At 70.4% G+C, this 25,140-nt stretch carries 24 protein-coding genes and 1 riboswitch; of the genes, 19 read left to right on the forward strand and 5 right to left on the reverse strand.

Annotated elements, in window-relative coordinates; all coding sequences use genetic code 11:
• Positions 1 to 107: 107 nt before the first annotated feature.
• Positions 108 to 1,688: a C40 family peptidase gene (locus tag FF096_RS11795; protein ID WP_155217306.1), complete on the reverse strand. Its 1,581-nt coding sequence runs from the start codon at positions 1,686 to 1,688 to the stop codon at positions 108 to 110.
• 248 nt (positions 1,689 to 1,936) lie between these two features.
• On the opposite strand from FF096_RS11795, the gene mqnE reads away from it, so the two are divergent.
• The 7 genes from mqnE (at position 1,937) to FF096_RS11830 (ending at position 9,179) form a co-directional block, all read left to right on the forward strand.
• Positions 1,937 to 3,106, forward strand: a complete 1,170-nt coding sequence (gene mqnE, locus FF096_RS11800; protein WP_155217308.1) for an aminofutalosine synthase MqnE — start codon at positions 1,937 to 1,939, stop codon at positions 3,104 to 3,106.
• A gap of 24 nt (positions 3,107 to 3,130) precedes the next feature.
• Positions 3,131 to 3,553, forward strand: a complete 423-nt coding sequence (locus FF096_RS11805; RefSeq protein WP_155217310.1) for a hypothetical protein — start codon at positions 3,131 to 3,133, stop codon at positions 3,551 to 3,553.
• A gap of 132 nt (positions 3,554 to 3,685) precedes the next feature.
• Positions 3,686 to 3,976 (forward strand): DUF4229 domain-containing protein, encoded by a 291-nt coding sequence (locus tag FF096_RS11810; protein WP_309223124.1) that lies wholly within the window; start codon positions 3,686 to 3,688, stop codon positions 3,974 to 3,976.
• 157 nt (positions 3,977 to 4,133) lie between these two features.
• On the forward strand, positions 4,134 to 6,020 hold the full coding sequence (locus FF096_RS11815) for a M14 family zinc carboxypeptidase (RefSeq protein WP_155217312.1): 1,887 nt from the start codon (positions 4,134 to 4,136) through the stop codon (positions 6,018 to 6,020).
• 62 nt (positions 6,021 to 6,082) lie between these two features.
• A riboswitch (adenosylcobalamin (AdoCbl) riboswitch) is annotated at positions 6,083 to 6,220 on the forward strand.
• A 65-nt stretch (positions 6,221 to 6,285) separates the two neighbouring features.
• The gene (locus tag FF096_RS11820) at positions 6,286 to 7,218 is read left to right on the forward strand and encodes an ABC transporter substrate-binding protein (protein WP_155217314.1); all 933 of its coding nucleotides are present in this window, start codon (positions 6,286 to 6,288) and stop codon (positions 7,216 to 7,218) included.
• A gap of 33 nt (positions 7,219 to 7,251) precedes the next feature.
• The gene (locus FF096_RS11825) at positions 7,252 to 8,352 is read left to right on the forward strand and encodes an iron ABC transporter permease (protein ID WP_155217316.1); all 1,101 of its coding nucleotides are present in this window, start codon (positions 7,252 to 7,254) and stop codon (positions 8,350 to 8,352) included.
• Positions 8,349 to 9,179 (forward strand): ABC transporter ATP-binding protein, encoded by an 831-nt coding sequence (locus tag FF096_RS11830; protein WP_155217318.1) that lies wholly within the window; start codon positions 8,349 to 8,351, stop codon positions 9,177 to 9,179. The genes FF096_RS11825 and FF096_RS11830 overlap by 4 nt, the downstream gene beginning before the upstream one ends.
• A gap of 20 nt (positions 9,180 to 9,199) precedes the next feature.
• Here FF096_RS11830 and FF096_RS11835 read toward each other — a convergent pair whose 3' ends face one another.
• Together FF096_RS11835 and FF096_RS11840 are read right to left on the reverse strand one after the other, a co-directional pair.
• A complete protein-coding gene (locus FF096_RS11835) occupies positions 9,200 to 9,964 on the reverse strand; it encodes a VOC family protein (RefSeq protein WP_309223125.1) in 765 nt (254 codons plus the stop codon).
• 156 nt (positions 9,965 to 10,120) lie between these two features.
• The gene (locus FF096_RS11840; protein ID WP_155217322.1) at positions 10,121 to 12,193 is read right to left on the reverse strand and encodes an AAA family ATPase; all 2,073 of its coding nucleotides are present in this window, start codon (positions 12,191 to 12,193) and stop codon (positions 10,121 to 10,123) included.
• A 233-nt stretch (positions 12,194 to 12,426) separates the two neighbouring features.
• On the opposite strand from FF096_RS11840, the gene FF096_RS11845 reads away from it, so the two are divergent.
• Positions 12,427 to 13,278: a menaquinone biosynthetic enzyme MqnA/MqnD family protein gene (locus FF096_RS11845; RefSeq protein WP_155217325.1), complete on the forward strand. Its 852-nt coding sequence runs from the start codon at positions 12,427 to 12,429 to the stop codon at positions 13,276 to 13,278.
• Positions 13,279 to 13,349: 71 nt separating this feature from the next.
• On the opposite strand, the gene FF096_RS11850 is transcribed toward FF096_RS11845, so the two are convergent.
• Positions 13,350 to 14,288 (reverse strand): serine hydrolase, encoded by a 939-nt coding sequence (locus tag FF096_RS11850; protein WP_155217327.1) that lies wholly within the window; start codon positions 14,286 to 14,288, stop codon positions 13,350 to 13,352.
• Entirely contained in the window at positions 14,288 to 15,265 is a 978-nt protein-coding gene (locus FF096_RS11855) for a hypothetical protein (protein ID WP_155217328.1), read from the reverse strand. The genes FF096_RS11850 and FF096_RS11855 overlap by 1 nt, the downstream gene beginning before the upstream one ends.
• Before the next feature lie 356 nt (positions 15,266 to 15,621).
• Here FF096_RS11855 and paaA point away from each other — a divergent pair, with 356 nt between their 5' ends.
• From paaA to FF096_RS11910, 11 genes are all read left to right on the forward strand, one after another.
• On the forward strand, positions 15,622 to 16,677 hold the full coding sequence (gene paaA / locus FF096_RS11860; protein WP_155217330.1) for a 1,2-phenylacetyl-CoA epoxidase subunit PaaA: 1,056 nt from the start codon (positions 15,622 to 15,624) through the stop codon (positions 16,675 to 16,677).
• Positions 16,674 to 16,961 carry a 1,2-phenylacetyl-CoA epoxidase subunit PaaB gene (gene paaB, locus FF096_RS11865; protein WP_309223126.1) on the forward strand — a complete coding sequence of 96 codons (288 nt, stop codon included), beginning with the start codon at positions 16,674 to 16,676 and terminating at the stop codon, positions 16,959 to 16,961. Before paaA ends, paaB begins: the two co-directional genes overlap by 4 nt.
• The gene (gene paaC, locus FF096_RS11870) at positions 16,958 to 17,683 is read left to right on the forward strand and encodes a 1,2-phenylacetyl-CoA epoxidase subunit PaaC (protein ID WP_309223127.1); all 726 of its coding nucleotides are present in this window, start codon (positions 16,958 to 16,960) and stop codon (positions 17,681 to 17,683) included. Before paaB ends, paaC begins: the two co-directional genes overlap by 4 nt.
• A gap of 4 nt (positions 17,684 to 17,687) precedes the next feature.
• Entirely contained in the window at positions 17,688 to 18,164 is a 477-nt protein-coding gene (paaD, locus tag FF096_RS11875) for a 1,2-phenylacetyl-CoA epoxidase subunit PaaD (protein ID WP_155217332.1), read from the forward strand.
• Positions 18,161 to 19,300: a 1,2-phenylacetyl-CoA epoxidase subunit PaaE gene (gene paaE / locus FF096_RS11880; RefSeq protein ID WP_309223128.1), complete on the forward strand. Its 1,140-nt coding sequence runs from the start codon at positions 18,161 to 18,163 to the stop codon at positions 19,298 to 19,300. Before paaD ends, paaE begins: the two co-directional genes overlap by 4 nt.
• 140 nt (positions 19,301 to 19,440) lie before the next feature.
• Positions 19,441 to 20,631: a cyclic dehypoxanthinyl futalosine synthase gene (gene mqnC / locus FF096_RS11885; protein WP_309223129.1), complete on the forward strand. Its 1,191-nt coding sequence runs from the start codon at positions 19,441 to 19,443 to the stop codon at positions 20,629 to 20,631.
• Between the two features lie 317 nt (positions 20,632 to 20,948).
• Complete coding sequence (locus FF096_RS11890) at positions 20,949 to 22,136, forward strand: hypothetical protein (protein ID WP_155217334.1); 1,188 nt, start codon at positions 20,949 to 20,951, stop codon at positions 22,134 to 22,136.
• 137 nt (positions 22,137 to 22,273) lie between these two features.
• Entirely contained in the window at positions 22,274 to 23,008 is a 735-nt protein-coding gene (locus FF096_RS11895; RefSeq protein ID WP_309223130.1) for a demethylmenaquinone methyltransferase, read from the forward strand.
• Positions 23,009 to 23,040: 32 nt separating this feature from the next.
• Entirely contained in the window at positions 23,041 to 23,250 is a 210-nt protein-coding gene (locus FF096_RS11900) for a hypothetical protein (protein ID WP_155217336.1), read from the forward strand.
• A gap of 134 nt (positions 23,251 to 23,384) precedes the next feature.
• Positions 23,385 to 24,659: a geranylgeranyl reductase family protein gene (locus FF096_RS11905; protein WP_155217338.1), complete on the forward strand. Its 1,275-nt coding sequence runs from the start codon at positions 23,385 to 23,387 to the stop codon at positions 24,657 to 24,659.
• Positions 24,660 to 24,767: 108 nt separating this feature from the next.
• Positions 24,768 to 25,133 (forward strand): NADH-quinone oxidoreductase subunit A, encoded by a 366-nt coding sequence (locus FF096_RS11910; protein ID WP_155217340.1) that lies wholly within the window; start codon positions 24,768 to 24,770, stop codon positions 25,131 to 25,133.
• Positions 25,134 to 25,140 lie beyond the last annotated feature (7 nt).

Genomic DNA, 25,140 nt, shown 5'->3' on the forward strand with positions numbered 1-25,140 from the left:
CCCCGTTCCAGGTGTCATCGGCGGCCGACAAATCGGACATCAGTGGTTACCGATCACACCTGTACCGTGACGTGCGCACCTGCCGTCCGGGACGGGTGCCGGCCGGGTCAGCGTCCGCTGGCCGCCGAAGGACTGGCCGAGGCGCTGTCCTCCGGCGTCGCGCTGCTGGCCCCCGTGGTCGGATCGACCGTGCCGGTGGAGGTGGTCGGCGTGAGGCTACTGGCACCGAGGGTCGGCGAGGCGGGCGCCGACGAGGTGGCCGACGGGGTGGTCGAGTCTGACGGGGTCGCGGACGGGGTGGTCGAGTCCGACGGGGTCGGCGACGGGGTGGTGGAGCCCGAGGGGGTCGGCGACGGCGTCGTGCTGCCCGACGGGGTGGGCGACGGGGTCGGCTTCGGCGTCTTGGTGGGCGTCGGCTTCGGCGTGGGCTTGGGCGTCGGCTTCGGCGTGGGGGTCGGCGGCTGCGACGGGGTGGGCGAGGACGTCGGTGCCGGAACCGCGCCCACCACCCGGGTCGCGGCGTAGAGCCGGGACCAGCGGACCGTGGAGATCTTCACCACGTCGCCGGTGGTCGGCGCGTGGATCATCTTTCCGCCGCCGATGTACATCCCCACGTGGTGGATGCTCTGCCAGTTGCTGCCGGAGGCGAAGAAGAGCAGGTCACCGGGGAGGAGAGCATTGCGGGGCACGGTCCGGGAGCGGGTCGCGCGGTACTGGTCGCGGGAGACCCGAGGCAGTTGCCGGTAGCCCGCCGACCGGTACGCCGCCCACATCAGGCCCGAGCAGTCGAACGCGTCCGGGCCCTCGGCCGCCCAGACGTACGGGTCGCCGAGCTGCTTGCGGGCGTACGCGACAGCGGCCTGCGCGACGGGATGGGCGACCAGGCCGCCGGCCGGCTGGTCGACGTAGTCGGCGCCGAGTTGCTGCTCGGCGGCCTCCTGCTGCCGGGCCAGCTCGACGAGTTTCGCGGCGTTCTCGTCGCGGAGCTTGATGAGCTTCGCCTCGGCGTCGCGCAGCGCCTGCCGGGTGGCGGTGTACTGCTGCTCGACGCCCTGAAGCCGGGACTGGGCGGCCGTGTACGCCTGTGTCGCCACCTGCTCGTCGGCCCGGGTGCGGGCCAGCTCACCCTCGGCCGGGCCGGTGGCGTGCTCGACCTTCTCCCCCCGGTTCGCCCGGCTGAGCAGCTCCAGGTGACGCAGGTCGGAGGCGAAGTCGCCGGGCGGCAGTGCGGCGGCTGCCTTGAGCGCCTCGGCGGCGACCTGATCCGCGCGCTGCTGCGCCAGCCGGACCGCGCCTCGAGCGAACTCCAGATCCCGTTGGGCGGCGTTGAACTGGGCCTGTACCTCGTTGCGCTGCTGCTCGAGTTCGAGTAGCTGGGTGCCCAGCTCGGCGACGCGAGCCTCGGCGGCGTTGATCTGGGCTTCCAGCGTGTTGGCGACCGGGGTGTCGAGCGACGGGAGGCCGGGCGTGGTGCCGGCGGGCGCGCCGGGTAGCTGGAGCTGGCCGGTGACGACCGGACGGGAGCCGGTGTCGGGCACCGTGACGGGGACGCCCGGCTCGGCGTACGCAGGTGTGGCGAGGACCGCGCTGGCGACCGCGGCGAGCAGGGCGGACCAGAGCGCCGGCCGTAGCACCGGTGAGATCACCGGCCCTCGTCGCCGCTGCCGTCCGTCCGCGTTGTCGATCATCCCGCTCCCCGTCCGGCGCTGCTCTGCCACGCTCGGTCCGCGCGGCGGTTCGGGACGCTACCAGTGTGTGTCGTGCCCCACCCTGTCTTACCTCACCCGGCGCACCGGTGTCGATGTCCTTACGGGTAACGGGAGCCTGAGAGTCTGCTGGCGACGCCCACGATGTGAGTTGCCAGCACGGCCGACGTAGGCTCGGGTGGCGACCGCGTTCCGGTCGCGACCGCAGGTGGAAGGGGACGGGGCTTTCGATGGACGCCGGACTCAAGCGCGAACTCGAAGCAAAGGTGTACGCGGGGGAGCGACTGACTCGTGAGGACGGGATCGCCCTCTACGCCAGCGACGACCTGACCTGGTTGGGGCGGCTGGCCCACCACAAGCGCACCGAGATGAACGGCGACCGGGTGATGTTCAACGTCAACCGGCACCTGAACCTGACCAACGTGTGCAGCGCGAGCTGCGCGTACTGCTCGTTCCAGCGCAAGCCGGGCGAGAAGGACGCGTACACCATGCGCATCGACGAGGCGGTTCGTAAGGCCAAGGAGATGGAGGACGAGCAGCTCACCGAGCTGCACATCGTCAACGGCCTGCACCCGACCCTGCCGTGGCGCTACTACCCCAAGGTGCTGCGTGAGCTGAAGGCGGCGCTGCCGAAGGTCAACCTCAAGGCGTTCACCGCCACCGAGGTGCAGTGGTTCGAGAAGATCAGCGGCCTGAGCGCCGACGAGATCCTCGACGAGCTGATGGACGCCGGTCTGGAGTCGTTGACCGGTGGCGGCGCGGAGATCTTCGACTGGGAGATCCGACAGCACATCGTCGACCACGCCTGCCACTGGGAGGACTGGTCGCGCATCCACCGCCTGGCCCACAGCAAGGGCATGAAGACGCCGTCGACGATGCTCTACGGGCACATCGAGGAGCCCCGGCACCGGGTCGACCACGTGCTGCGGCTGCGCGAGTTGCAGGACGAGACCGGCGGCTTCCAGGTCTTCATCCCGCTGCGCTACCAGCACGACTTCGTGGACTCGGCGGACGGCAAGATCCGTAACCGGATCCAGGCCCGCACCACGATGGCCTCACCGGCCGAGTCGTTGAAGACCTTCGCCGTCTCCCGACTGCTGTTCGACAACGTCCCGCACGTCAAGTGCTTCTGGGTGATGCACGGCCTGTCGGTGGCCCAGTTGTCGCTCAACTTCGGTGTGGACGACCTGGACGGCTCGGTCGTGGAATACAAGATCACCCACGACGCCGACTCGTACGGGACGCCGAACACCATGCACCGCGACGACCTGCTGCACCTCATCTGGGACGCCGGGTTCCGTCCGGTCGAGCGCAACACCCGCTACGAGGTGGTCCGCGAGTACGACGCCGCTCCCACGCTGGCCGAGCGCCGGTCCGAGCCGCAGCAGGTCTGGGCCTGACCCGACGCGTACCCTGGCACGACGATGACTGAGCAGCAGAGCACCTTTCCCCGTCGGGACGCCGAGGGGCGCATCCGCACCCTGGGTGACCTGATGGGGATCGCGCTGGCCGGGGTGGTCATCGGGCTGCTGGTACTAGCGATCTTCGACGGGGCGTTCGCCTGGTTCGGCGCGGGTGAGTTCGGTCAGGCCAACGGCTGGCTGGCGGTGATCCTGCCGGCCTGGCTGTTCTGGGAGGACTTCCGCGCCTGGGGCTTCGGTGCGCCCCGGGTGGTGGCCGGGCTGGTGGCGGTGGCGACGGCGGTGGTCTCCGGGCTGCTGGTGGCCGGTGCGGCGGCGGGGTTGCCGGCGTTGCTGTCCGGCGTGTTCGCCGCGACCACGTTCACCGTGGTCTACGCGGTCATCTGGTTTCCCGGCGTTCGCTGGCTGGCCAACCGCACCGGCTGAGACTCCGCGTCCCGGGTGGTGCGGCAGGCCGGGCGACCAGGTGGACCGGGTGGTCGGGCAGGATCTACCGGAGTGCCGTCGCGGACGGTGGAGATACGGAAGTGGTGACGTGAGCGAGCGGAGCGAACGAACGTGAGTGCGGCGGTCAAGTACACGCTCGGCCGGATCGGCCTGTTCGTGGTCGTGGTGGCCGCGTTGTGGCCGGTCGACATGGACATCTTCCTCAAGCTGATCCTGGCGCTGCTGTTCTCCGCCGCCGTGTCGTTCTTCCTGCTCAAGGGGTTGCGCGACGAGATGGCCGAGGAGATGGCCGCCGCCGCCGAGCGTCGCCGGGTGGAGAAGGAACGCCTGCGGACGGCGCTGGCCGGTGAGGACCAGGTCGACGGCGCGGCGGACGACCGGTCCGCCGACGAGAAGGGCTGAGCGGCCACCCGGTTTCGTGGCATGTCGGCGATGCATGTCGCCGACATGAGGATCCGGCTGGGATGGGCCAAACAACGATCAATGTTGATATGACCATGTGACTGGTGGTGGGCTGTCCGCCACCGTGCGGGTTTACCGCGCCTCCAGGAGGTTGTCCATGGCCTTCCGTTCCATCTCTGTCCGCCGTTCCCTGGCGCTCGTCGTCGCCGCCGGGTTCGGCCTGCTGACCATCGCCGCGCCACCGGTGTCCGCCGATCCGGTGCCCAACCGGGACGAACAACCGGCGGCGGCGTCCTATCGGGTGCTCGGCCCCAAGACCCTCGCCGACCGCAGCGCGGTCGCCCGTACCGGTGCCGCCATCGACTACTCCGAGCACGGGGTGCTGCACGTCTCGGCCACCCGGGCCGAAGCCGCCGCGATCACCAGGCTCGGGTTCCGACTGGAGGAGATCCCCGAGGTTCCGAACGACCGGGGCCACAGCCACGCCGAGGGGGACGTCGGCGCACTCGGCTTCCCGGCGGCCGACTCGAACTTCCACGACTATCCGGAGATGATCGCGGCGGTCAACAAGGTGGTGGCCGATCACCCGACGATCGCACGGAAGATCAGCATCGGCACCTCGTACGAGGGCCGTGACCTGGTCGCGGTGAAGATCTCCGACAACGTCGCCACCGACGAGAACGAGCCGGAGATCCTGTTCAACGCCCAACAGCACGCCCGCGAGCACCTGACCGTCGAGATGGCGCTCTACCTCATGAACCTCTTCACCGACAACTACGGCTCCGACTCCCGGATCACCAACCTGGTCAACAACCGGGAGATCTGGATCGTGCCGTCGGTGAACCCGGACGGCAGCGAGTACGACATCGCCACCGGCTCCTACCGGTCGTGGCGCAAGAACCGTCAACCCAACAGCGGATCGTCGTACGTCGGCACCGACCTGAACCGGAACTGGGGCTACAACTGGGGTTGCTGCGGCGGCTCGTCCGGCTCCACCTCCTCGGAGACCTACCGGGGGCCGTCGGCCTTCTCCGCTCCCGAGACGCAGGCGCTGCGCAACTTCGTCAACAGCCGGGTCGTCGGTGGGGTGCAGCAGATCAAGGCGAACATCGACTTCCACACCTACTCCGAGCTGGTGCTCTGGCCGTACGGCTACACGTACAACAACACCGCTCCGGGCATGACCGCCGACCAGTACAACACCTTCGCCACCATCGGCCGGCAGATGGCGGCGACCAACGGCTTCACCCCGCAGCAGTCCAGTGACCTGTACATCACCGACGGCAGCAGCATCGACTGGATGTGGGCGAACCACGGCATCTGGGCGTACACCTTCGAGCTGTACCCGCGCTCGGCCTCCGGCGGCGGCTTCTACCCGCCCGACGAGGTCATCCCGCAGCAGACCTCGCGCAACCGTGAGGCGGTGCTGATCCTCTCCGAGTACGCCGACTGCCCGTACCGGGCCATCGGCAAGCAGGCACAGTACTGCGGTAGCGGCGGTGGGGGCACCACGGTCTGGTCGGACACCTTCGAGACCTCGACCGGCTGGACGACCAACCCCAACGGCACCGACACCGCGACGTCGGGTCAGTGGGAACGGGGTGCCGCACAGGCCACAAACTCCAGCGGTGCCAAGCAGCTCACCCCGTACGCGGGCAGTAACGACCTGGTCACCGGCCGGCTCGCCGGTAGCGGTGCGGGCGACTACGACGTCGACGGCGGCGTGACCAGCGCCCGATCCCCGGCCATCACCCTGCCGTCCAGCGGAACGTTGACGCTGTCCCTGGCGTGGTATCTGGCCCACGGCTCGAACTCGTCCTCGGCGGACTACTTCCGGGTCAGCGTGGTGCACAACGGCGGCACCACGACGCTGCTCAACCAGACCGGCGCGGCCAGCAACCGCAACGGTTCCTGGACGGTGTCGAACCTCAGCCTCACGCCGTACGCCGGCCAGTCCATCCGGATCCTGGTAGAGGCCGCGGACGTCTCCACGGCCAGCCTCGTCGAGGCGGCGGTGGACAACATCACCATCACCGCCTCCTGAAACACCCGCTGAGGTCTGACGGGGCCCTGCGGTGTCCCCCGCAGGGCCCCGTCGCACCGTGCGCTACGGTCTAACCGACCCGTTCCAGCGAAGCCGGTGAGACACCGGCGCTGTCCCGCAACTGTGATGCCCCGTTACCGGGGATGAGCCAGGTCGCCTGGGGCGTGGTCGCGAACCGCGCTCTCGAGGAAGGGCGCCTCGCGGACGGGTGCCACCTCGGCTCTCTGTCGGCGAAGCAGCACATCCTCGACCGACAGGAGGACCGATGTTCAGACGTACCCCCAAGGTCTTCGCCGCCGCTCTGGCGGTGGCCGCGCTCACGCTCGGCGCCTGCGCCGAGAAGACCACCGACGCTCCCGCAACCGGCGGCGGCTCGGACACCTCGTTCCCCGTCACGGTCGGCTCCGTGACGCTGGAGGAGCGGCCCCAGAAGATCATCTCGCTGTCGCCGAGCGCCACCGAGATGCTCTTCGCCGTCGGTGCCGGTCCGCAGGTCGTCGCCGTCGACGACCAGTCCAACTACCCCGCCGACGCGCCGAAGTCGGATCTCTCCGGTTACCAGCCGAACGCCGAGGCCATCGCCGCGAAGGACCCGGACCTGGTGGTGCTCAGCGACGACCGCAACAAGATCGTCGACCAGCTCACCACGCTCAAGATCCCGGTCTACCAGACCCCGGCGGTGCAGACGCTCGACGAGTCCTACCGGCAGATGACCGAGCTGGGGATTCTCACCGGCAACGCCACCGAGGCGGCCGACGTGGTCCAGCGGATGAAGGACGACATCGCGAAGCTCGTCTCCGAGGTGCCGCAGCGGGCCCAGCCGCTCACCTACTTCCACGAGTTGGGCCCGGAGCTGTACACCGCGACCAGCAAGACCTTCATCGGCTCGATCTACAGCCTCGCCGGGTTGGAGAACATCGCCGACCCGGCCGACGCCGACGGCAAGAACGGCGGATACCCGCAGCTGTCCCAGGAAGTGATCGTCGACGCCGATCCCGACTTCATCTTCCTGTCCGACGTGAAGTGCTGCGCACAGAACGCGGCGACGGTCAAGGCACGCAGTGGCTGGTCGGCGCTGACCGCGGTGCGGCAGAACCAGATCGTGGAACTCGACGACGACATCGCCTCCCGCTGGGGGCCGCGCGTGGTGGACCTGCTGCGGACGATCGTCGACGCCATCGCCAAGGTGTCCCAGTGACGATGAACGCCGGGCGGTGACAGGTTCCCCGCCATGGCCCTCTCGCTGAAGCGCCACGGCGACGCGCCGGTCGGGGCTCTCACCCCGCCCCGACCGGCGGGCCTGCGCAAGCGCTGGCTCGCCGCAGGTGTGCTCGCCGTGCTCGTCACGCTGGTGGTCGGGGTGTCGCTCGGCCCGGTCAGCCTGCCGCCCGGCAGTGTCGCGATCGAGCTGCTGAACCTGCTGCCCGGGGTACACCTGGACAGCGGGCTCACCGAGCGGGAGATCGCCATCGTCACCGAGCTACGGCTGCCCCGGGTGGTGCTCGGCCTGCTGGTCGGCGGGCTGCTCGCGTTGGCCGGCGGCACCTACCAGGGGGTGTTCCGCAACCCGCTGGCCGACCCGTACCTGCTCGGCGTGGCGGCCGGGGCCGGGCTGGCGGTCACCGTGGTGCTGACCCTGGGGGTCGGGGCTGGTGGCGCGTTGAGCGGATTGCCGGTCACCGTTCCGCTGGCCGCCTTCGTCGGCTCCCTCGGTGCGGTGGCGATGACCTACCTGCTCGGCTCGGCCGGTGGGCGCAGCCGCTCCCCGGCCGCCCTGATCCTGGCCGGGGTGGCCGTCTCCGCGTTCCTCAGCGCCGGTCAGACGTACCTGCTGCAACAGCACGCGGAGAGCCTCCAGCAGGTGTACTCGTGGCTGCTCGGGCGGCTGGCCACCGCCGGCTGGCAGGACGTCCTGCTGGTCCTGCCGTACTTCGCGCTGACCAGCCTGATCACCCTGCTGCACGGCCGGGAGCTGGACGTGCTCTCGGTCGGCGACGACGAGGCGGCCAGCCTCGGCCTGCACCCGCAGCGGTCCCGGTACCTGCTGATCGCCGCCGCCTCGCTCGGCACCGCCGCCGCGGTCTCCGCCTCCGGCCTGATCGGCTTCGTCGGCATCATCGTGCCGCACACCGTACGGATGCTGGCCGGGGCGAGCTACCGGGTGATCCTGCCACTGTCGCTGCTGTTCGGAGGGGCTTTCCTGGCCTTGACCGACGTGGTGGCGCGGACCGCCGCCGCGCCCGAGGAGATCCCGATCGGGGTGGTCACCGCGCTGCTCGGCGGCCCGTTCTTCGTGGTGGTGCTGCGCTCGGCCCGGCGGGTGCTGACATGACGCCGTCCGTCCCCGCCGTCGACCTCCGTGACCTGCGGATCAGCCTGGACGGTGCACCGATCCTCACCGGCGTCGACCTGACCGTCAGCGCCGGTGAGTGGGTCACGGTGATCGGTCCCAACGGCGCGGGCAAGTCCACGCTGCTGCGCGCCGTCGGTGGCCTGCTGCCCACGCCGGACGCCGTCCGGCTGTTCGGTACGCCGATCGGTGAGCTGCGGCGCCGGGAACGGGCCCGGGTGGTGGCCACGGTCGCTCAGGCACCTGTCGTACCGCCCGGCATGGCGGTGCTGGACTACGTGCTGCTCGGGCGTACCCCGTACATCGCGCCGCTGGGCCGGGAGTCCGCTGCCGACCTCGCCGTGGTGCACGAGGTGCTCGACCGGCTGGATCTCGCCGGTTTCCACGACCGCGAGCTGGCCACCCTCTCCGGTGGCGAGCGGCAGCGGGTCTTCCTGGCGCGGGCGCTGGCCCAGGGCGCCACCCTGCTGCTGCTCGACGAGCCCACCAGCGCCCTCGACATCGGCCACCAGCAGGAGGTCCTCGAACTGGTCGACCAGCTGCGTCGCACGCACAACCTGACGGTGGTGGCCACCATGCACGACCTCTCCATCGCCGGTGAGTACGCCGACCGCATGGTGCTGCTGGCGGACGGCCGGATCGTCGCCGCCGGCACCCCTGCCGAAGTCCTCACCGAGGACCTGCTGTCCCGCCACTACCGCGCCAGCGTCCGCGTCATCCCCGGCCCGCACGGTCCCCTGGTCCTACCCACCCGCCCCACCCGCGACGGCGCGGTCGGGGCACCCGACCTGGGCCGCGACTCGTCCTGAACCAGGAGCGTGAAGGTGGGTCAGGAGGCCAGGGCGATGAGGGAGAAGAGGGCGCCGTCGGGGTCGCGGAGGGCGGTGAGACGACCGGCGGGTACGTCCCGTGGCGGGACCAGGATCGTGCCGCCCAGTTCGGCGGCACGGGCCGCGGTGGCGTCCGCGTCGGCGACGGAGAAGTACAGCGTCCAGTAGGCCGGGGAGTCGGCCGGGAAATCGTCACCCAGCGGCGGCATCATGCCCGCCACCAGACGGTCGCCGAGCCGCCATCCGGTGTAGGCGGCCTGCCCCATCGGCTCCTCCTCCGGCTGCCAGCCGAAGACCAGCTCGTAGAAGACCCTCGCCCCGTCCGGGTCGGGGGTGACCAGCTCGGTCCAGCTCATCGCCCCGGGAGTGTCGAACACCTCGGCACCGGCGAAGGTCATCGGCTGCCAGACACTGAACGCGGCCCCGGCCGGGTCGGTGAAGACCGCCATCCGGCCCCGGTCGAAGACGTCGAACGGCGGCACCACGACCTGCCCACCGGCCCGCTCCACCCGACCGGCGACCAGGTCGGCGTCGTCGGTGGCGACGTACGTCGACCAGATCGGCACCTGGTCCGGCACCGCCGGTGGACCCACCCCGGCCACCGCCCGGCCGCCGAGCAGGAAGACCGTGTACCCGCCCGCCTCCGGCTCCGGGTCGACCCGGCCGGTCCAGCCGAACAGTTCCGGGTAGAACCGGCGGGCCGCGTCCAGTCCCGGCGTCGCCAGGTCGGCCCAGCAGGGCGTACCCGGCGCGATGCTGACCACGGCCACCCCTCTCGTCCGGCAGCCGCCTGGCCACCCTGCTCGCCTCGGCGGCCACCGGCCGCTCCCTTCGGGCATGGTGGCACCGGTCCGCCGCCGCCCGGGGCGGAAACGGGCGGAACGTCAACTGAACCGGCGACCGTAGCGGGGTGTGCGGCGTCAGCCCAGCGGCTCGGGCAGCGGCGCGGTGTGCAGCACGGACAGCCGGGACACCGCCCGGGTGAGCACCACGTAGAGCCGGTGCAGGCCGCGCGGTTCGGCGGCGACGATGGCGGCCGGCTCGACCGTGATGACGTGGTCGTACTCCAGGCCCTTCACCAGCGTCGCGGGCATCACCGTGACGCGCGCCTCGGCCGCCGGCTCGTCGGCGGTCGCGGTCTCGATCCCCGCCCCGGTCAGCGCCGCCCGCAGCGCGTCCACGGCATCGTCGGCGGCGATCACGGCAATCGACCCCTCGTGCGTGAGCGCCGCCCGCACCTCGGCCACCGTCGCATCGGCGAGATCGCTCACGGTACGCACGTCGAGCGTGCCGTCCCCGCGCAGCGACTCGGCCGGTGGCACGTCGACGGCCAGTGCCGGAAGCAACCGGTTGGCGAAGGCGAGCACGACGGCGGGCACCCGGAAACCGATGGTCAACGGCACCACGGAAGCCTCCGGCTTGCCCAGGTGGCGCAGGCTCTCCCGCCAGTCGGTGGCCGCCCACGGCGCGGTGGCCTGCGCCAGGTCGCCGAGGAGGGTGAGCGAGCCGTGCTCGCTGCGCCGGGCGATGACCCGGCACTGCATCGGGGACAGATCCTGAGCCTCGTCGACCACCACGTGCCCGTAGCCCGCCGACCGTTCGAGCAGCCCGGCCGCCTCGTCGATGAGCACCGCGTCGGCGGCCGTCCACCGGGTCGCCTTCGCCGTCCGGCCCAACCTGGTGCCACCGGCGGCGCGCCCGGCCCCGCCGGTGAGCAGCCGCTGTTCGTTGTCGGTGAGCAGGCCGTCGGCGGCTCGGGCGAGCCGATCGGCGTCGGTGTACAGCGCGTGCAGCAGACCGTCCGGGGTGAGCGCCGGCCAGACCGCGTCCAGCAACTCGGTGACCGGCTTCGACTTGCCCATCCGGCGCAGCCACGCGTCGCTCGGTGACTCCGCCCGCCGCGCCTCGGCCTGTCGTTGCAGCAACCCGACCACCCGGGCCCGGACCCGGTCCCGCCCGACCGCGTACGGCAGCCGCTCCGCGCGGGTGTCGTGGACCAGCCGGTGCAGCGGCTCCAACCCGATCCGCCAGCGGAACGAGCCGTCGGAGACGAGCACCGGTTCGGTCGGCTCTCCGATGTACGCGTCGACAGCCCGGCGCAGCACCTCGGCCATCCGCGCGTCGTGTTTGAGGGTGGCCACCTCCGGCGGGTCGACCGCCCGCACCGGCACCCGGTCGACCAGGTCCTCCACGGTGGCCTGCTCCACCTCGACCTCACCCAGCGCGGGAAGCACCGCCGCGATGTAGCCGAGGAACGCCCGGTTCGGCCCCACGACCAGCACCTTCGACCGCCGCAACCGCTCCCGGTGCAGGTAGAGCAGGTATGCCGCGCGGTGCAGCCCGACGGCGGTCTTCCCGGTGCCTGGCGCGCCCTGCACACAGATCGAGTCGGCCAGGTCGGCCCGGACGAGTTCGTCCTGCTCGGGCTGGATGGTGGCGACGATGTCGCGCATCGGCCCGACCCGGGGACGTTCGATCTCGGCGGTGAGGATCCGGCTGGCCCGGCCGAGTTCCTCGCCCCGGTTCAGGTGCTCGTCCTCGAAGCTGGTCAGCTGCCCGTCGCCGAAGCCGAACCGGCGCCGTACCGCCAAGCCCTGTGGATCTCGGGCGCTGGCCCGGTAGAACGCGCGGGAGACCGGCGCGCGCCAGTCCAGCACCAACGGCTCGCCCTGTTCGTCGGTGACGTGCCGGCGACCCACGTGGTAGCGGCGGCCGGCGTGATCGGCGTCCACGTCGTCGAAGTCGAGCCGGCCGAAGAAGAGCGGGGTACGCGGGTCGTCGGCGAGTTCGGCGACCCGCCGGGCCAGGTGCCGGCCGAGCTGTTCGGCGGTGTACGCGTCCCCGGCCACCTTGTCGCCGGTGGCGAAGAGGGCTTCGGCGCGTTCGCGCATCCGGTGCAGTGCCGCGCGTGACCGGGTCAGGTGCGCGCGTTCGGCGGCCAGTTCATCCGCCAACGCGTTCGGCGGGGAGATCTCTCGGGCGTGCAGGCTCATCCATGTACTCCTCGGCACGGGAAGAAGGCTGCCGCTCGCGTTTCCGACTCGTGGGTCGGCGCGGGACGTCCGCTGCGGTGCTACTCACCGCGGCCGTCAGGCGGGGACGAACAGCCTACTGGAGGGCGTGCCGTGGACAACCGATTTTCCCGCTGGCCGTCGGCGGTGCGGGGTTGGCCACTTCGACGGCGTCCCGCTGAGCAGGTCACGGGCGGTGGGGATACGGTCGGGGCATGGTCGAGCGCCTCGCCCGCCCCCGCGTCGGGCACATCCAGTTCCTCAACTGCCTGCCCATCTACTGGGGGCTGATGCGTTCCGGCGCGCTGCTCGACGTCGACCTGCGCAAGGACTCACCGGACCGGCTCAGCGCCCAACTCGTCGCCGGTGACCTGGACATCGGGCCGATCACTTTCGTCGAGTACCTGCGGCACGCCGACGACCTGCTGCTCCTGCCCGATCTGGCGGTCGGCAGCGACGGGCCGGTGCTGTCGGTCAACCTGGTGAGCACCCGGCCGCTGGCTGATCTCGACGGTGCCCGGGTGGCGCTGGGCTCCACCTCACGGACCGGCGTCCTTCTCGCCCAGCTGCTGCTGCGCGAGCGGTACGGCGTCCGCCCGGAGTACTTCCGGTGCCCGCCGGACCTGACCCAGATGCTGCTGGAGGCCGACGCCGCAGTGCTGATCGGTGACGTGGCACTGCGGGCGATGTACGAGGCACCCCGGCAGGGGCTGACCGTGACCGACCTGGGTCAGGCGTGGCGGGAGTGGACCGGTCTGCCGATGGTCTTCGCCGTCTGGGCGGCCCGTCGCGACTTCGCCGCCGCCCATCCCGGCCTGGTCAAGGAGGTCCACGACGGCTTCCTGCGCTCGCGCGACCTGTGCCTGGCGGAGCTGGATCAGGTCGCCGAGTCGGCCGCCCGGTGGGAGCCCTTCGACGCCACCACGCTCGCCGAGTACTTCCGGGCTCTGGACTTCTCCCTCGGTGAGCGACAGGTCGCCGGCATCCGTGAGTTCGCCCGCCGCACCGCCGCCCTCGGCGAGACCCCGGCACTGCCGCCGAACGGTCCCGCCTTCTTCACCCGCTGAGGCGCCGCTGCGGGGCGGATCTCATCCGCTGTGCGGCGGGGCCTCGCCCGCTGCGCGGCGGGCGCGGCTCGTCACGTGGCGAGAAGGGCCTCGGTGATCTTCTGGCAGTTGTCCATGCCGTACTCGTAGCCCTTGTTGATCGGGTACTGGAGCATCACACCCATCGTCCAGGTGTCGCCGATCGCCAGGCAGTTGACGTGGATCTCCTGCTCCCGGGTGCGGTCGACCCAGCCGTTCTTGATAGCGATCTTCTTCGCCTCGGCGGCCGGGAACGCCTTGCGGATGCCGAAGTCACCGGCACCGCGTACCTGACGCATCTCGTTGAGCAGCCACTTGGTCCACTTCGGGCCGGCAGCGGTGCCGTCGGCGATACATTCACCGAGGCGGGCGGTGTCCCGCGGGGACAGCTCGGTACGGCTCCAGCCGAGGTCCTTGGACACCTTGCTGTCGGTCAGCTCGCAGGTGGACAGGAGCCGCTTGATCGAGGCGGACCTGCCGATCTGCGTGTAGAGCTGCTCGGTGCGGGTGTTGTCGCTGTCCCGGATGATCCGGGTCAGGTCGCTCAACTTCGCGTCGCTCGGGGTCTGCCCGGCGTTCGCCGTACGACGCAGATAGTCGGCGACGATCCACGACTTGATCAACGACGCGGTGGTGCTGGTCTCGTCCATGTTGTCCGAGCCGATGATCTCGCCGGTCCGGCGGTCCAGCACGCTCCACGCGTACCAGCCGTCGATGTCCAGGTCGATCTCCTTCGCCTCGAAGGGCAGCGGCTCAGGCTCCGGTGACGGGCTGGGCGACGGCGACGGTCGAACACTGCGGTCGGTCGCGGTGCCGCTGCGGGCCTCCGGTGACTCACCCCGACCCCACTGGGCGGCGGCGGTGGACTCGAAGGGCGAACCGGGCATGAGGCGTAGCGAGACCAGGACCAGCCCGATCAGCACCGCAGCGATCGCGATCAGACGCAGCGGCGAGGTCTCGCCGTGGCGATCGGTGCGGTTGCGGCCGGACATCAGAGCTTCCCGATCGGCTGCTGCGGCACCTTGAGGGCGCCGCCAGGCTGCGGTGTCACCAACTGGCTGGCGACGCTGGCGCAGACGTCGGACCCGTAGTCGAGCCCGCTCCGCTGGGGGTAACGCAGCATTACCGCGAGGCTCCACTTCTCGGTCACGGCCAGGCAGTTGACGTGCCAGTTGCCGTCGTAGTTGAGGGGGGTCCAGCCGTTCTTGATGCTGATCGGGCCCTGGCTGGTGATCGACTCCGGCAGGCCGTCGATGATGCCCCACCGCCCGCCGCCCGAGCGGGCCTTCTGGTCCTTGGCTGCGGTGCTGCCGCGAACCTTGCTCATCTCGCTGAGCAGCCACTTGGTCCACTTGGGCCCGGCGGCGGTGCCGTCGGCGACGCAGTCACCGAGGCGTACGGCGTCGCGCGGGGACATCTGGGTGAAACTCCACCAGCCCTCGTAGCCCCTGACCTCGCCACGCCCGGTGTCGGTGAGGCCGCAGATCTTGATCGCGCGCTTGATCACCGGGCCGGGCTGCCCGTCGGCAGATGCCCGGTAGGAGCCACCGATGGCGCTGTAGATCCGGTTTGTCGCGTCGTCGTCGCTGTCCCGGATGGCCCGGCTGGCGTCCTTCTTCATCGCCGCCGGAGGCTCCTTGTCGCCGAGCCGCCGCAGGTAGTCCGCGACGATCCAGACCTTGAGCATCGACTCGGTCGAGCTGGTCTTGGCCATGTTCTTCGAGCCGGAGATCTCGCCGGTCTCCCGGTCCATCAGCGCCCACGAGAAGAACTCGCCCTTGAAGTCCACCGAGACCTTGCCGGCGGCCAGGGTCGGTGGCGGCGGTGGGGTGGGCGTGGGCGCGGCGACGCTCTCCTGGCCACCGTCCGTCCCACCGGCGGAGAGCCGGGCGTACGCGGCCGGCACCAGCATGACGCCGCCGAGCAGCACCGCCGTTACGGCTAGCACCATGGTCACGCGAGATCGCATGAGCGGGTGAGCTCCAGATGTCGAGGCCGGGGGGACCGGCTGGTTGCCAGGACTGACCGGTGTGGACCGCCGGGCCGGGGGAAAGTGGCCCTGAGCTGGCGATCGTCTTCAGCCGATCGGTGTGACGGAGGAAGTCTACGTGCGGATCGGCGGGATGCCAGGACCCGACACCGAGCGACTCGCGGTGAAGGCGGGATAACGAACCGATTTGTGGTGCTTGCGAGGATTTGTCGGTAGTTCGTGACCTAACTCATAGTCGCCGTGGCGACTTTGGGTGACCGATGGGTAGCGGTGGGAGTCCGGGATTTGTATGACACCCTCTGGTGTCTTCAGCGCCCAGCTGTAACACTGGTGGCATGTATGGCAATGACTTCTCGGGTGAGGACCCGCCCGGCGGCCTGCTCGGTGAGGTCGAGGCCGCAGAGGCGGCGCTGCGCGCGGCTGCCGAACGCGGCCGTGCCGCCGCCGAGCCGGGCGCGGACCTGGCCGCCTACTTCGCCGGGATCGTCGACGCCGACCAGAAGGTCGAGCCCCGCGACTGGATGCCGGAGGCGTACCGGCGGACGTTGATCCGGCAGATCGCCCAGCACGCCCACTCCGAGATCATCGGCATGCAGCCGGAGGGCAACTGGATCTCCCGCGCCCCGTCGCTCAAACGCAAGGCGATCCTGCTGGCCAAGGTGCAGGACGAGGCCGGCCACGGCCTCTACCTCTACGCCGCCGCCGAGACCCTCGGCATCAGCCGGGACGAGCTGGTCGACCTGCTGCTCAGCGGTCGGCAGAAGTACAGCTCGATCTTCAACTACCCCACCCTGAGCTGGGCCGACGTCGGTGCGATCGGCTGGTTGGTAGACGGCGCGGCGATCGTCAACCAGGTGCCGTTGTGCCGCTGCTCCTACGGCCCGTACGCCCGCGCCATGATCCGTGTCTGCAAGGAGGAGTCCTTCCACCAGCGTCAGGGCTACGAGATCCTGCACACCCTGGCGCACGGCACCCCGGCGCAGAAGGAGATGGCCCAGGACTCGGTGAACCGCTGGTGGTATCCGTCCCTGGCCATGTTCGGTCCGCCCGACGGCGACTCCACCCACTCCGCCCAGTCGATGGCCTGGAAGATCAAGCGCTTCTCCAACGACGAGCTGCGCCAGCGTTTCGTGGACATGTGTGTCGGCCAGGCCGAGGTGCTCGGGCTGACCCTGCCCGACCCTGACCTGCGCTGGAACGAAGAGCGCCAGTCGTACGACTTCACCCAGCCCGACTACGACGAGCTGATGCGGGTGATCAAGGGCAACGGGCCGTGCAACCGGCAGCGGATGGAACACCGGCGCCGCGCACACCGCGAGGGCGCCTGGGTGCGCGAGGCGGCTGCCGCGTACGCGGCCAAGCACACGGAGAAGGAGAAGGTGGCAGCGTGAGCCAGCAACACACCCCGCTGTGGGAGGTCTTCGTCCGGGCCCGGCGCGGGTTGGCGCACACCCACGTCGGCAGCCTGCACGCCCCCGACGCGGAACTGGCCCTGCGCAACGCCCGTGACCTGTACACCCGCCGCCAGGAAGGCGTGTCGATCTGGGTGGTGCCGGCGAGCGACATCACCGCCTCCAGCCCCGACGAGAAGGACGCCTTCTTCGACCCGGCCGCCGACAAGGTCTACCGCCACCCCACCTTCTATGAGGTCCCAGAAGGGGCGGCTCACCTGTGAAAGGTTCCTTCGCCTTCACCCTCGCCCTTGGCGACGACGCGCTCATCGCGGCGCAGCGGCTGGCCGAGTGGACCACCCGGGCTCCCGAGATGGAGGAGGACATCGCGCTGGCCAACATCGCCCTGGACCAGCTCGGTGCCGCCCGCCTCCTGCTGTCGTACGCGGGCGAACTGGAGGGCGCCGGTCGGGACGAGGACGCGTTGGCCTACCTGCGCGACGACCGGGAGTTCCGCAACTGTCTGCTGGTCGAGCTGCCGAACGGCGACTTCGCGGTGACCATGGCGAAGCTGCTCGTCCTGGCGGCGTACCAGGTGCCGCTCTACACCGCCCTGGCCGACAGCTCGGACGAGCGGCTGGCCGCCATCGGTGGCAAGGCCCGCAAGGAGTCCGCGTACCACCTGGACCACGCCTCGCTGTGGGTGCGGCGGCTCGGCGACGGGACCGAGGAGTCACATCGGCGGATGCAGGCCGGCATCGACCAGATCTGGCCGTACGCCGACGAGCTTTTCGTGGCCTGGCCGGACGCGCCGGTCGACCCCGCCACCCTGCGTGCCGCCTTCGACGAGACGGTGACCACTGTGCTCACCGAGGCGACCCTCACCGTGCCCGAGGCCGGCTGGTCGCCGACCGGCGGGCGGGACGGGTTGCACACCGAGCACCTGTCGTACCTGCTCGCGGAGATGCAGGTGTTGCACCGCGCCCATCCCGGGGCCCGCTGGTGACCAGATGAGCAGCGTCCGGCAGGCCGTGGCGGCGGTGGTGGACCCGGAGATCCGGGTGGTCACCATCGACGACCTGGGCATCCTGAGGTCGGTGCAGGAGGATCCGGACACCGGCCGAGTGGTGGTGACGATCACACCCACCTACACCGGCTGCCCGGCGATGGAGGTCATCCGCGCCGACATCCGGCGGGCGTTGGCCGCCGTCGGTCACCCGGACGCCGAGGTCCGCACGGTGCACAGTCCGGCCTGGAGCACGGACTGGATCAGCGACGCCGGGCGGGCCAAGCTGGCCGCCGCCGGTATCGCCCCACCAGCCCCGGTCCGGCGCGACGGCGTCGTCCCGCTCACCCTGGCGGTGCGCTGCCCACGCTGTGGTTCGCCGGAGACCGAGCAGCTCAGCCGCTTCGGCTCCACCGCGTGCAAGGCGCTGTGGCGGTGCCGCTCCTGCTCCGAACCCTTCGACCATGTGAAGGCCCTGTGACTGTCACCATCACCCGCCCGGTTCGTCGCCGGCCGGTGTTCCACCCGCTGCCCGTCGTCGCCGTCGACCGGCTCACCGCCGACGCCGTCGCGATCACCTTCGCCGTGCCCGAGGAACTGCGTGAGGTCTTCGCCTTCCGCGCCGGCCAGCATCTGACCGTACGGCTGCCCGCCGGGGCCGCGCAGCGCGGCGACGGTGCGGGGGCGGACGCGGCCGAGGACGTACGCCGGTCGTACTCGATCTGCTCCACCCTGGCGGAGCTGGCGCAGCACGGACGGTTGCGGATCGGTGTGCGGGAGATCCCGGGCGGGGCCTTCTCCGGCTACGCCTGCGCGGTGCTGCGCCACGGCGACACCATCGAGGTGCTGCCGCCGTTGGGTCACTTCACCACGGCGTTCGCGCCGGAGCGGGCCCGCCGCTACGGCGCGGTGGTCGCCGGTTCGGGCATCACCCCGGTGCTGTCGCTGGTCGCCACCGCGCTGGCCGTGGAACCGGCCAGCACCTTCACCCTGGTGTACGGCAACCGTACGGCCGGCAGCGTGATGTTCGCCGAGGAGCTGGCGGACCTGAAGGACCGGTACCCGACCCGGCTGCACCTGGTACACGTGCTCTCCCGGGAACAGGGTGAGTCGCCGCTGCTCTCGGGCCGGATCGACGCCGACCGGCTGGGTCGGCTGCTGGACACCATCGTGCCCGGTGAAGCGATCGACGAATGGTTCCTGTGCGGCCCGTACGGGCTGGTGGTGGACGCCAAGGCGGTGCTCGCCGAGCGGGGCGTGCCGACGGCGGCGGTGCACACCGAGCTGTTCCACGTCGACGCGCCGCCCGAGCCGGTGGCCCGCCCCGACGATGTGTCCGGCGGTACGGACGTGACGATCATGCTCGACGGGCGCTCGTCGAGTTTCACCATGCGTCGCGACGAACGGGTGCTGGACGCGGCCCTGAAGGTGCGCGGCGAGCTGCCGTACGCCTGCAAGGGCGGGGTCTGCTCGACCTGCCGCGCGAAGGTGGTCTCCGGCGAGGTCGAGATGGCCCGCAACTACGCGCTGGAGCCCGACGAGGTGGCGGCCGGTTACGTGCTGACCTGCCAGTCCAGCCCATTGACCGACACCCTCTCCGTCGACTACGACGCGTGATGCGACCACCGACCGCCTACCAGGGGTCGGCCGGGCCGGACCGACCCCCGGCACCGGCCAGCCGCCGGGGCGGCGGGATGGATCACAGGTCGGGATCCGCCCTGGCGGACGGGGAGAAGGGTCGGCGTACTCTCGGGGATGTGACGGTGAATCGGGAGATCGACGACATCCTGCAACGTGGTGCCGACGGCGGGCGGATCACGCCCGAGGAAGCGCTGCTGCTCTACACCGACGCCCCCTTCCACGCCCTCGGCGAGGCGGCGGACGCGGTCCGTCGGCGGCGGTACCCGGACAACATCGTCACGTACCTGATCGACCGCAATATCAACTACACCAACGTCTGCGTGACGGCGTGCAAGTTCTGCGCCTTCTACCGCGCGCCGAAGCACAAGGAAGGGTGGACCCACCCGACCGAGGAGATCCTGCGCCGGTGCGGTGAGGCGGTCGAGCTGGGCGCCACCCAGGTGATGCTCCAGGGCGGCCATCACCCGGACTACGGCGTGGAGTACTACGAGGAGCTGTTCTCCTCGGTCAAGAAGGCGTACCCGCAGCTCGCGATCCACTCGATCGGGCCGAGCGAGATCCTGCACATGGCCAAGGTCTCCGGCGTCAGCCTGGACGAGGCGATCGCCCGGATCAAGGCCGCCGGGCTCGACTCGATCGCCGGGGCGGGTGCCGAGATGCTGCCGCAGCGGCCCCGCCAGGCGATCGCGCCGCTGAAGGAGTCGGGTGAGCGCTGGCTGGAGGTCATGGAACTCGCGCACCGGCAGGGCGTCGAGTCGACTGCCACGATGATGATGGGGACCGGCGAGACGGCCGCCGAGCGGATCGAGCACCTGCGGATGATCCGCGACGTGCAGGATCGTACGCGCGGCTTCCGGGCCTTCATCCCGTGGACGTACCAGCCGGAGAACAACCACCTCAAGGGCCGCACCCAGGCCACGACCCTGGAGTACCTGCGCCTGGTGGCGGTGGCCCGGCTGTTCTTCGAGACCGTGCCGCACCTTCAGGCGTCCTGGCTGACCACCGGCAAGGACGTCGGTCAGCTGGCGTTGCACATGGGCGTCGACGACCTCGGCTCGATCATGCTCGAGGAGAACGTCATCTCCTCGGCGGGTGCCCGGCACCGCTCCAACCTGCACGAGCTGATCGGGATGATCCGATCCGCCGACCGGATCCCCGCCCAGCGGGACACGCTCTACAACAGGCTGGCCGTGCACCACACCCCGGCCGACGATCCGAGCGACGACCGGGTGGTCTCGCACTTCTCCTCGATCGCCCTGCCCGGCGGGGGAGCCGGTCGGTCGCTGCCACTGGTCGACGCGAACTGACCGAAGCTCTCGTCCGGCGCGACGCGTCAGCCGACCGGTCACCTGGGGTGATCGCTCGGCTGACGCTGTGTCGAGGTCGGGGACGCGTGCCGTCTCAGCCGAACGGATCGGAGGGGCCATCCATCCGGTTCGAAGCGCCGGACCGCCCCGGCTGGATGCCCGGGGGTGACCGAGCAGTAAGGCCCATCAATCCGGACAATCCTTAAGTCCCCATTAGCCGGGCAGCTTGTGGTGGGTGTGATGCAGGGTGGCGCGGGCGATCGCTGACCGCTAACGTCCCCGCCCGTATGTTTCGCAACCCCACGGGGGCCCATCCCATGATCTTGCAAACCCGTCGTGCCGCCAGCCTGGCTGTGGCCGCGTTGCTCGCCTCGGGCGCCTGCGCCGCCCTGGGCGCTCCGGCCTACGCCGCCGGCACCGAGACGGACCTGGCCATCACCGCCGCCGGCACCCGCGCCACCGACCGAGTTCAGGGCAAGATCGCCTGGGCCAAGATCGCCAACCAGGGGGAGGGCACGCCGAGGAAGCTGCTTGTCAGGGTCGACACCTCCAAGGTGGACGACACCAAGCTCGTGGTGGGCGCGTACACCGAAGGCGGCTGCGACGTCACCGGCGACACCAAGCCCGAGCTGTGGGTCTGCGAACTCGCCGCAGGCGAGATTCCCGGCCCGGGTGAGACGACCGAGGTGCCGATCGTCCTGTTCAAGGCCGCCGAGGACAGCACCGGCCCGTACACCGCCCCGGTGACGATCAGCATCGAGTCACCGGACGACACCGACGAGAGCAACAACAGCGTCGAGGTCGATGTCGAGCTGACTCCCGAGAGCGGTGTCGACCTCGGTGTCATCGTCCCTGACGTGCAGACCCGCCTCGACCTGGACACCTTCGAGGAGGACGGCAGCCCGGTCCGTCCGGGCGACACGGCCCTGCTCTGGAGCGAGATCGCCAACCAGGGTGACCTGACCGCACAGGGCATCAAACTGACCTACCAGCTGCCGAAGGGCGTCGCCTTCCTGCCGGTCGAGGGTTGCGAGATCAGCGCGGACAAGCGCGCTGCGGTCTGCGAGGACGACGCCTTCCTGCTGGAGTCGGACACGGTGCTGGTCGTTCCGCTGGCCGTCGAGGTGGGTGCGGACGTGGCGGCTCCCGTCACCCTGCAGGGCGGTTCCCTGACGGCCGAGGCGTTCGGTGCGCTGTCGCCCCAGGCTCGCCTCAGCCAGCAGGCCACCAAGCCGAGTTTCCACCGGGCCGAGGTGCGCGAGATCAAGGAGTCGGAGTTCGCCGACCTGGACCCGACCGACAACTCCGACGACTTCGCCGTGGTGGTCACCGCCCCCAACGGCGGCGGTGGCGGCGGCGGTGGCCTGCCGGTCACCGGTGCACAGGCCGGCCTGATCGGTGGCATCGGGGCGGGTGTGGTGCTCGTCGGTGTGGCCATGTTCCTGGTTGCCCGTCGTCGCCGGGTGGTCCTGGTGGCGCCGGAAGACGAGAAGACGGACGCCTGAGGTTCGTCCTCTATCGGCCCGCGCGGGCCGTTTACATAACGCAAGGCAGTGCGGGCGGGATGGGTCACCATCCCGCCCGCACTGTTTCGTCGTGACCCTGCCCAGGCCGTCGGCGGGAGGGCTGGCACAGTGGTGGGGTGAGCCGTAATCCGCAGGGCCAGCGCGCCAGTCTGGACAAGCAGCCGCACGAGGTCGCCGCGATGTTCGACGGTGTCGCTGCCCGTTACGACCTGACCAACACCGTCCTCTCCTTCGGTCGGGACAGGTTCTGGCGGCGGGCCACCCGGGCCGCGCTCAACCTGCGACCGGGCGACCGGGTGCTGGATGTCGGTGCGGGCACCGGCGTCTCCACCGAGGAACTCGCCCACTCCGGGGCGTACGCGGTCGGCGTCGACCTGTCGCTCGGCATGTTGCACGCCGGTAAGCGGACCCGCCCGCAGGTGCCGCTGCTGGCCGGCGACGCCCTGCGGCTGCCCTTCGCCGACGCCAGCTTCGACGCGGTGACCATCTCCTTCGCGTTGCGCAACATCAACGACACCGACGCCGCGTTGCGTGAGCTGGCCCGGGTGACCCGTCCGGGCGGCCGGCTGGTGGTCTGCGAGTTCAGCACGCCGGTGAATCCCGCGTTCCGCAAGGTCTATCTGTCGTACCTGATGCGCTCGTTGCCGGCGGTGGCCCGGAAGGTCTCCAGCAACCCGGACGCGTACGTCTACCTCGCCGAGTCCATCCGGGCCTGGCCGGACCAGGCCGCCCTGGGGGACCGGGTCAAGGCGGCCGGCTGGCGATCGGTGGAGTGGCGCAACCTGACCGGCGGCGTGGTGGCGCTGCACCGGGCCATCCGGTTGAGTCCGGAATTCAGGCAAATATGGTGATTTGACGCTCTTGGCGGCGTACGCTGGCCCGCATGACGGATCCGAGGAGTGCGGCCACCAGCGACGCTGCGGAGTTGGTCGACCAACTCCGCGAGTTGGCCGGAGCGGATCCCGCGGAGGTGCGTCAGGTGGTGACCGAGGTGATCGCGGCGCTGGACCGCGCGGCCGGTGGCGCGTTGCGCGAGCAGCTGCCGGAGACCATCCGCGCCGGTCTGGACAGCGCCGGCGCGGCCCGGCCCTGAGGGGGCTGTCGGTCCCCTCCGATCGTTTCCAGCAGGTTAGGTCGCCCTAACAAGGCGAGCGTACGGCGTCGGTCCTAGACTCGTCCCGGCTGGCTTGTGAAGCATTTCACGAGCAGGGCGGGGAGGAGGCGCTAATGACCGCGGTGGAGAACGACGCCGACGTTATCGTCGTGGGCGCCGGTCCCGGTGGGTCGGCGACCGCGTACCACCTGGCTCGGCACGGCGTGCGCGTGCTGCTGCTGGAGAAGACCGAGTTCCCTCGGGAGAAGGTCTGCGGCGACGGCCTCACCCCGCGTGCGGTGCGGCAGCTGATCCGGATGGGTGTGGACACCTCGCCCGAAGCTGGCTGGCTGCACAACCGTGGCCTGCGGGTGATCGGTGGCGGCGTGCGGCTCGAACTGGACTGGCCGGATCTGGCCAGCTTCCCGAACTACGGCCTGGTCCGCACCCGGCTCGACTTCGACGACCTGCTCGCCCAGCGCGCGGTGGCGGCCGGAGCCAAGCTGCGCACCAGCGTGAACGTCGTCGCTCCGGTGCTCGACGGCAACGGCCGGGTGATCGGGGTGCAGGGCGAGGACGGGCCGGACAAGGCGCCCGTGACCTTCCACGCGCCGCTGGTGGTGGCCGCCGACGGCGTCTCGGGTCGGTTCCCGCTCGCCCTCGGACTGGCCAAGCGCGAGGACCGCCCGATCGGTGTCGCCGTCCGTCGCTACTACCGCTCCGAGGCCCGCCACGACGACGACTACCTGGAGTCCTGGCTGGAGCTGCGGGCCAAGGGCAGCAACGAACTGCTGCCCGGGTACGGCTGGATCTTCGGCCTCGGTGACGGCCGGGTCAACGTCGGGCTCGGCATCCTCAACTCGTCCTCGGCGTTCGGCAAGACGAACTACCGGCGGCTGCTCACCGACTGGCTGGCCAACACGCCGCCGGAGTGGGGCATGACCGACGAGACGAACGCCGAGGGGTCGATCCTCGGTGCCGCTCTGCCGATGGGGTTCAACCGGGTGCCGCACTACACGCGCGGCGTGCTGCTCGTGGGCGACTCCGGCGGCATGGTCAACCCGTTCAACGGCGAGGGCATCGCGTACGCGATGGAGTCCGGCGAACTGGCCGCGGAGGTCGCGGTCCAGGCGCTCGCCCGACCGGCCGGTGCCGAGCGGGAGCGGGCCCTGATGGCGTACCCGCAGGAGTTGAAGGCCCGGTTCGGTGGCTACTACCGACTGGGCGGGATCTTCGTGAAGCTGATCGGCCGTCCGGAGATCATGCGCGTCGCGACGAAGCACGGCATGCCCCACCCCACGCTGATGCGCTTCGTGCTCAAGCTGCTGGCCAACCTCACCGACCCGCGTGGCGGTGACGCGATGGACCGGGTCATCAATGCGATGACCAGGGTGGCGCCCGCTGTGTAGGGGCGCTGAACAGGCAAGGTCCACCCCCGCCGAAGGGCGCGGGGTGGGATGTGAATAGTGTGAATTTCGCCAACCACCGAGGGCAGGGAAGGACGAGCAGGAGAAGAAATGTCGCTCTCGCCTTACGTACCCATCATCGGGCTGTTCGCCCTCGCCGCGGGTTTCGCGCTGTTCTCGATAGCCGCTGCCCGGCTCGCCGGCCCCCATCGCTACAACAAGGCCAAGCTCGAAGCCTATGAATGCGGCATCGAGCCCAGCCCGCAGCCGATCGGCGGCAGCCGCTTTCCGGTCAAGTTCTACCTGACGGCGATGCTCTTCATCGTCTTCGACGTCGAAATGATCTTCCTGTACCCGTGGGCGGTCTCCTTCGACATCCTGCCGGTCTTCGGGTTCGTCGCCATGTTGGTGTTCATCGGTGCCGTCTTCGTCGCGTACGCCTACGAGTGGCGGCGTGGCGGCCTGGACTGGGACTGAGGGAGGA

It is taken from the genome of Micromonospora sp. CP22 (assembly GCF_009712475.1).
Lineage (GTDB): Bacteria > Actinomycetota > Actinomycetes > Mycobacteriales > Micromonosporaceae > Micromonospora.